Origin of the sequence: Wolbachia endosymbiont of Drosophila leontia (genome assembly GCF_028981785.1) — a bacterium.
GTDB classification, from domain to species: domain Bacteria; phylum Pseudomonadota; class Alphaproteobacteria; order Rickettsiales; family Anaplasmataceae; genus Wolbachia; species Wolbachia pipientis.
Map to the genome: position 1 here is coordinate 1 of NZ_JAPQLK010000024.1, position 7,632 is coordinate 7,632.

Genomic DNA, 7,632 nt, shown 5'->3' on the forward strand with positions numbered 1-7,632 from the left:
GCGTTTTTTTATTCTAAACGCTTAATAACCGCGATTTAGTTGCTTTTAAGCCGCAACTAATCTAAATTATGAACATTAAGAAATTTACTAAACAGAAAAAAAGGCAAAAGAAACCCTAGGGTAGCTAGTTATTCACTATCCATTTTTTAAATCGGCGTTTTTTGATGTTTTAAATAGCGCATTTCAGCTTATATCAGGTAAAAACCTAGAAATTCTATAAAGACATAAGGTGCACATAGTGCAAAAAATTAAACATGGGACGCCAGATACGTGAGTTTTTTTGTCGTTTAATCTGTACAGAGAAGATAAATAAATAGCCTCAGTTTCACGATAAGGGGGCTGGCAAAGGATGTCAAGTAAGTTTTTTCGTTTCTATTTCCAATAAAAGTTTGTATGCAATAACACAGAAGCATGCACTGCTATTCCTTCATTTCTTCCAATATAACCTAATTTCTCTGCAGTGGTTGCTTTGATATTTACAAATTCATCATCAATTTCTAATGCTTTTGATATGAATTTCTTCATTTCTACTTTGTAAGGCGATATTTTAGGCTCTTCACAAACTATAGTAATATCTAAATTAGACACGCTGTACCCTTTTTCTTTTGCTTTTTTAGCAGCAAAGTCAAGAAAGTGAGATGAATTGCAATCTTTCCATTCAGAGGAACTAGGAGGAAAGTGCTCTCCTATGTCGCCACATCCCAGTGCTCCGAGTATTGCATCAACGATTGCATGTATTGCAACATCACCATCAGAGTGCGCTTCTATTGCCATGTTGTGTTCAATTTTCACACCGCAAATTTTTATAAAGCTTTCAGCACCATTTTGAACTTTAATGAACTTATGTATATCATAACCGACTCCGACACGAAATTTTGGCTCTTCAAAAAGAAGCTTTGCCATATTAATATCCTCTTTTGTGGTTAACTTAAAATTGCTTTTCTCACCTTTAATAATCGCAACATGTTTTTTGTGCTCTACCATTAGTGATGAATCGTCAGTAAATTCTTTGACTGATTGATGGCATGATAATAATTCTTTGAAATTAAAAATTTGAGGGGTTTGTATGGCTCTGAGCTTTCCTCTTGAAATCGTAGATTCAATAAAACTATTACTCACCAATGACATAGTGTCTTCAACTTCTATTGCTGGAACTACTCCTGTATATTGATCATTAATCATAGATTCAACCAAGTTATCTATCAGAACATCTGACACAAAAGGCCTACAAGCATCGTGTATAACTACAAAATCTGGGTTAATTTTTTGTAAGCTTTCAAGCCCTAGTTTAACTGAACTCTGCCTGTTTTCTCCTCCGTATACAGGGCTTAGTAATTTAGTGTCTGTAATTAGTGATATAGCTTTCTCATAGAAACTTTCATGGTCTCTATTAATTGCTATTCTTATGTAATCTATATATTGGTTAGCCAGAAATCTTTTAATTGTATGAAATAAAACAGATTTACCTGCCAGTTTTATATATTGCTTAGGAATCGTAGAATTGCATCTACTGCCTACTCCCGCTGCAACTATTAATGCTGCTATTTTGTATTTCTTAGCGCACATATTTCTTTTTGTAGAAGCTTTCCTCTCTATCCAAGATTCTTTCCGAAAAATAAAATTTCTGACATCATATAAAAGTTACTTCCCCTATTAACTAGCATAATTATAATAGCAAAAGAGATATTTAGAGAGCTCAAAATCTATCTTTGCCTGCGGATTAAACAACTAAATTTTAGTAAAAAACGATAGTATTACAAATCGTAAAATACTTTCAACATAGGAAAAATAAATTGCATATTTTTCAGTAAATTAGCTATGCTAAACACATGCAAAAACGTCATATAACTATTTGTTTCATACTGCTTTTTATAATAGGGGTGTTATTCCTGATGCGTACTATGATTTTTCCATGTTTAATATCTATTATTATTGCATATTTGTTTAATCCGCTAGTAATTAAGTTTGAAAAGTATAGAATACCACGTTCATGTTCTGTAATTTTTATAATACTTGTTTTATTAATAGCTTTTATACTAGTCATAACATTTGTTTTACCTATTATATATGTTCAAATTACTTCAATATTAAATTTCTTAGTGAGTAAAGTGCCTTCATTAGAGCTTAAAGTAATCCCCTCTGTATTAGAATTTCTTAATATAAAAATCGAGGATAGCTTATTTGATCACTTATCTAAAAATCTAGCAGAAAATTACAGCAACTATGTATCTTATTTCATGAATGCTCTTGATATTGCTAGTAACTTTATAATCCAAGTGTTAAGTTCAAGCTTTAACACGGTATCATTAATGGTGATTACTCCTGTAGTGTTTTTCTATATATTACGTGATTGGCCTTTAATTATAGAAAAAGCTAATAAATTAATCCCTATTCCTTACAGGGGAAAAATTGCAGATTATTTTTTCAAAGTGGATTTCATTATATCTAATTATCTAAAGGGGCAGGTAAATGTATGTATTGTCATGATGATCTTTTACTCTGTAAGCCTGAGCATAATCGGATTGAAACACTCTATTGTTATTGGAATTTTATCAGGAATGTTAACGTTCATACCTTACGTAGGGCCATTATTATATACCATTATTGGGTTTTTGAGCGCTATCACTCAATTTAGTGGATGGTTTGAAAGTGCTGCTGTTTTGCTATTATTTGGTGTTGGGCAATTAATAGATTCAAACATATTAGTTCCTCTATTAATAGGAAAAAAAGTTCATATACATCCAACTGTAATTATTCTGGGAATTACTATATGCGCTTCATATTTTGGATTTACAGGTATATTACTTTTTATTCCAATAATAGCAATGTTCAATGTATCAGTAGAATATGCAATCAATAAATATTTTAAAAGTGAGCTTTATAAAAACGGCTAACAGACCTTTTGCATAATCAATTTATGGTAAGAGGAGAAATGAGCCCAGAATACCTGACACATTTGAGGAGCGTAAGTAAATTTCTGCGCAAAAATTACTACCAGAAAGAGGTTACGTAAGAGGTTCAACGTGCAATTAAATTTATTTAACAACAATCAAGCTGATTATAGCCGGCAAAATTACATCATCTTAGATGAAAATAAGCACGTATATAATTCGGTAGTTAATGATTTATCTTGGAAATGTCTGATTCTTTTTGGACCTAAAAGCTCCGGTAAAACTCATCTTGCTTATATTTGGCAATCAATAAACGATGCAATCTTTATCAATGTGAATAACTTCGTAAGCGAGATTAGGTATAGCGATGCTTTTATTTTAGAAGACGTACAAAACATTAAAGATGAAGCAATGTTATTACATTGTTACAATTACATGAAAGAAAACGACAAGAGGCTGCTAATCACTTCTTCAATTTCACCAAAAAAGCTTAACTTCGAACTAAGAGATTTAAGTTCTCGAATATTATCAACTATCAGCGTAAAAATTTTGCCTGCAAGCGAGGAATTATTAAGAATTATGCTAATAAAACGATTTTCAGATAAACAGTTAAAAATTGATTTAAAAGTGATTAATTATATTTTAGCAAGAATAGAACGTTCTTTCTATAGCATTGATAAAATTATAGAAAAGATAGATAATGAATCTATAGGGTCAAATGTGACCGTTCCTTTTATTAGCACTTTATTAAAAAAAGATGCCATTTGATTTCTTCTTTTGTAAAGGTGTATATTAAAAATTTATTAGCACCCATAACACTAACGTAATTGGAATCTCTATCTGTCCATGTTAGAATTATAATCAATGTTATGTTATAATAAATATAGATAGATACAGCTAAGAAGTATTCTATATTTACAGTAGAGCTCACTTTATAAGGTGTTTTTTATAGATTTAACGTTATAATTTAACTATGATAAGAGTAAGATTAAATTTAAGAAAAAGGTTAAAGCAAAAGTTTGTGATGTTCACTCTATTGATAAATGCTTTATTTGTCTCATATTTTCTCATAAGAAACACAGGGAACACTTCTAGTCAAATTATAGCCAAAGAAATAAATATAGGAACTGATAATGAAAAATAAACAGTCGCAAAATAAAAAAGAAAATCTTTACATAACATATTACATAGATGCTTTAGCTTCAGAGAGGTCCGCTGCACAAAATACTCTGGAAAGTTATCGTTCGGATTTACACCAGTTTGAAGAATTTTTATTGGAAAGCGGCACTACCTTGGTTGGTGTAAACAAAACCAATATTAAAGATTATGTGAAATCTTTATGTACACAAAAAAAATATAAAAGTAGCTCTATATCAAGAAAAATATCCGCTATGAAAAATTTTTACAAGTGTCTATTTAATGACGGAATAATAAATTTTAATCCAGCGCCGGCTAATGATGCTGAATTAAAGAATCCAAAAGTTTCTCGTCCTTTGCCTAAGTATTTAAGTGTCGAAGAAATATTTTTGCTAATGGACACAGCGAGAAAATCAGCAAGCGAATCGAATAAGGAGATAAGCAGTAAAAGGCTATGTGCGATTTTAGATATCCTTTACTCTTCTGGAATGCGTGTTTCTGAACTAATTAGTATGAAATTATGTGAAGTGTCACATTTAATAAACAGTAATAACAAAGAATGCTATATAATAATAAAAGGGAAAAGTGGTAGAGAGAGGCAAGTTCTTTTTAATGAACAGGCATTGCAGAGCCTTAGAAATTATTTATCAGTTCGTGATAATCTGATCTCTAAAGAAAAGGAATCCGATTGGCTATTCCCAGGTGATAAACCTAATAAACCAATTACAAGGCAGAGGGTCGGTCAATTAATGAAGGAGTTGGCAAGAAAATGCAATATTGATGAAAATAAGATCTCTCCACACGTGATTAGGCATTCTTTTGCTACCCATCTACTAAATAGCGGAGCAAATATTGTGTTGATACAGAAAGTTCTTGGCCATACTAACCTTTCTACAACACAAATATATACTCATATTGCTAACGAAAAGTTAAAGGACAAATTAGCTGATTCGCATCCTATTACTCAGATGATCAATAATTAAATTTATTGTTTTTAATTTGTAATAAAGTTAAATTTAAATAAATTTATGTGAGTTTGTGATTTCAAGTTTATTGTTTAATTTCTTTCTTATGTTATGGGAGGTATTCTATACTTTCATTACTCTCCCTGTAATTTTCTTTTCTGAGTGTGTAATAACCATTTTCCTCGTCTGTTCGGTGAGAGTTGTATTATTCATGCTGCGTTTATTATGTGGCATTAAATATGAAGTGAGGGGAATGGAAAACATCCCTAAGCAACCTTTTATCATTGCATCTAAACACCAATCTCCATTTGAAACATTTATTTTTATACTACTATTTAGAAAAGCGGTTTTTATTTTAAAACGTGAATTGAAATGGATTCCATTCATTGGTTTGCATCTTATAGCGCTGAAAATGATTTTTATTAACCGTTCAGATGGTATCAGTTCTATACGCCATATAATCAAACTAGCAAAAATGCGTATAAAAGAAAATAGAAGCATAATAATATTTCCTGAAGGTACAAGAACAACTATAAACCAAAATATAAAATATCAACCAGGTATTGCTGCTTTATATAGCGTATTATCTGTTCCTGTGTTACCGGTTGCTTTAAACACTGGTTTGTTTTGGCCAAAAAGCATACTTTCTCTGAGAAAGAATCCCGGAAAGGCAGTAATAGAAATATTGCCCCCAATATATCCTGGGTTAAACAAAAATGAATTCTTGCAAAGTTTAGAAAAAATTATTGAAGAGAGAAGCAGTAGATTAACCATAGGAAAAACTGATATTGCAAATTAACAAAAAAACTTTATAATTAAAAGAAAAGTACAGTATTTTAGGTATTAATATATGGCAAATCATAAGAGTGCTAAAAAAATGATAAAGGTAATAGCAAAGCGCACTTTAATAAATAAGATGCGGAAAAGTAAAACTCGCACCTCTATTAGAAAATTGGTTGATATAATCAAGTCTGGCGACAAAGAAAATGTTGTTCTGGCATTTCGGAATGCTGAATCTAATTTACACAAGTGTGTGAATAAAGGTGTTATTCATAGGAATACTGCTGCGCGTAAAATAAGTCGCTTAAATGCAAAAGTAAAAGCATTGATGACCGCTTAATACGGTTAATGTAAAGTTAACTGTATTAATATATACTCCTCAGTTTGTATATTCTGTATAAAATTTAAGTAGCTTAAGTGATGGATAAAAAAGTGCTATTAGAACTAAGTAATGGATTAAAAATCGAGCTACCTGTATTAAGCGGAACAACAGGTCCTGATGTGTTAAATATCAAGGATTTATATAAGATGACAGGATTATTCACTTACGATCCAGGGTTTGTTTCTACAGCTTCATGCTCTTCTACAATTACATTCATTGATGGAGATGAAGGAGTTCTTAAATATAGGGGACATAATATAGCTGATTTGGCAGAGAATAATAATTTTACTGCTGTGATTTATTTATTGCTCTATGGTGAATTACCCAGTTCAGAGCAACACAAAAAATTTCTTCTCAAAATACAAGAATCATCCAAAGTATCAGAGCAAGTTACAAATGTAATTAAAGCATTTCCAAAAACTGCTCACCCTATGTCAATCTTAGTTGCATGTTTTGCAAGTTTGTCAGCATCTTATCATGAAAAGCATGGCAACAATGTCAATGGTGAAGACCTAGATTTTGGAATTTCTGCAATAGCGCAAGTTTCCACAATTATTGCAATGATTTATAGGCATATCAACAATCAGGAATTCATAAATGCTAACAATGAATTAAGTTACAGTGAAAATTTCTTAAAGATGATATTTGGCGATGCTGTTGATAATGATAAAAGCGCCCTTTTTGCAAAAGCTCTGGATAAAATATTTACTCTCCATGCTGATCATGAACAGAATGCTTCTACGGCGGCTGTCAGATTGGTGGGATCGGCTGGTTCTAATCTGTTTGCAAGCCTCTCTGCAGGAGTTGCTACACTTTGGGGACCAGCACATGGTGGAGCTAATGAGGCAGTTATAAATATGCTAAAAGAGATAGAGCAAAGTGGAGATATAGATAAATTCATCGAAAAAGCTAAAGATGATAAAGATCCATTTAAATTGATGGGATTTGGACATCGTGTTTATAAAAATTATGATCCGCGCGCGCGTATATTGAAAGGCGCTTGCCATGAGGTTCTAAGTAAACTAGAACAAAATAATGAACTGCTTAAAATTGCAAAAAAACTTGAAGAAATAGCTTTAAAGGATGAATATTTTATCGTGCGTAAGTTATATCCAAATGTTGATTTTTACTCAGGCATAATAATGAATGCTATTGATATCCCCTCAAATATGTTCACGCCTATTTTTGCACTTGCAAGAACCACTGGTTGGGTTACTCAGTGGTATGAAATGATAAATGATAAAGAAACTAAGATCTGTAGACCAAGGCAACTCTATTTTGGTAAATAAATTTATTTTCACTTCATTAGACTTCTTGCATAACCCAAACTAAGTAGAAAAAAGGTGTCATCCGAGTAGCTGACACTGGTTCCTTTAGGACGGAAGTGTCCAGAGGTGTCATTCCAGTCTGGAATGGCTTTGTTGCATCACACTTTATGAGATGGTGATTTATGGTAAATTCATGTAACTATCTCAAA

General features: G+C 31.7%; 8 protein-coding genes. 7 read left to right on the forward strand and 1 reads right to left on the reverse strand.

Features of this window, described 5'->3' with window-relative positions; genetic code table 11:
• Nucleotides 1-372: 372 nt before the first annotated feature.
• The gene (locus OZD63_RS00760) at nt 373-1,566 is read right to left on the reverse strand and encodes a bifunctional 2-C-methyl-D-erythritol 4-phosphate cytidylyltransferase/2-C-methyl-D-erythritol 2,4-cyclodiphosphate synthase (protein WP_274980115.1); all 1,194 of its coding nucleotides are present in this window, start codon (nt 1,564-1,566) and stop codon (nt 373-375) included.
• Between the two features lie 263 nt (nt 1,567-1,829).
• Here OZD63_RS00760 and OZD63_RS00765 point away from each other — a divergent pair, with 263 nt between their 5' ends.
• From OZD63_RS00765 to OZD63_RS00795, 7 genes are all read left to right on the forward strand, one after another.
• Complete coding sequence (locus OZD63_RS00765; protein ID WP_274980116.1) at nt 1,830-2,894, forward strand: AI-2E family transporter; 1,065 nt, start codon at nt 1,830-1,832, stop codon at nt 2,892-2,894.
• A gap of 129 nt (nt 2,895-3,023) precedes the next feature.
• Nucleotides 3,024-3,659, forward strand: coding sequence for a DnaA ATPase domain-containing protein (locus OZD63_RS00770; RefSeq protein ID WP_274980117.1), 636 nt, complete (start codon nt 3,024-3,026; stop codon nt 3,657-3,659).
• Nucleotides 3,660-3,864: 205 nt separating this feature from the next.
• Nucleotides 3,865-4,035, forward strand: a complete 171-nt coding sequence (locus OZD63_RS00775; protein WP_274980118.1) for a hypothetical protein — start codon at nt 3,865-3,867, stop codon at nt 4,033-4,035.
• Entirely contained in the window at nt 4,025-5,011 is a 987-nt protein-coding gene (locus OZD63_RS00780; RefSeq protein WP_274980119.1) for a tyrosine recombinase, read from the forward strand. The genes OZD63_RS00775 and OZD63_RS00780 overlap by 11 nt, the downstream gene beginning before the upstream one ends.
• 55 nt (nt 5,012-5,066) lie before the next feature.
• Nucleotides 5,067-5,792: a lysophospholipid acyltransferase family protein gene (locus tag OZD63_RS00785; protein ID WP_338062908.1), complete on the forward strand. Its 726-nt coding sequence runs from the start codon at nt 5,067-5,069 to the stop codon at nt 5,790-5,792.
• A 51-nt stretch (nt 5,793-5,843) separates the two neighbouring features.
• Entirely contained in the window at nt 5,844-6,113 is a 270-nt protein-coding gene (rpsT, locus tag OZD63_RS00790) for a 30S ribosomal protein S20 (protein WP_012673338.1), read from the forward strand.
• An 80-nt stretch (nt 6,114-6,193) separates the two neighbouring features.
• Entirely contained in the window at nt 6,194-7,444 is a 1,251-nt protein-coding gene (locus OZD63_RS00795) for a citrate synthase (protein WP_015589409.1), read from the forward strand.
• Nucleotides 7,445-7,632: the final 188 nt, after the last annotated feature.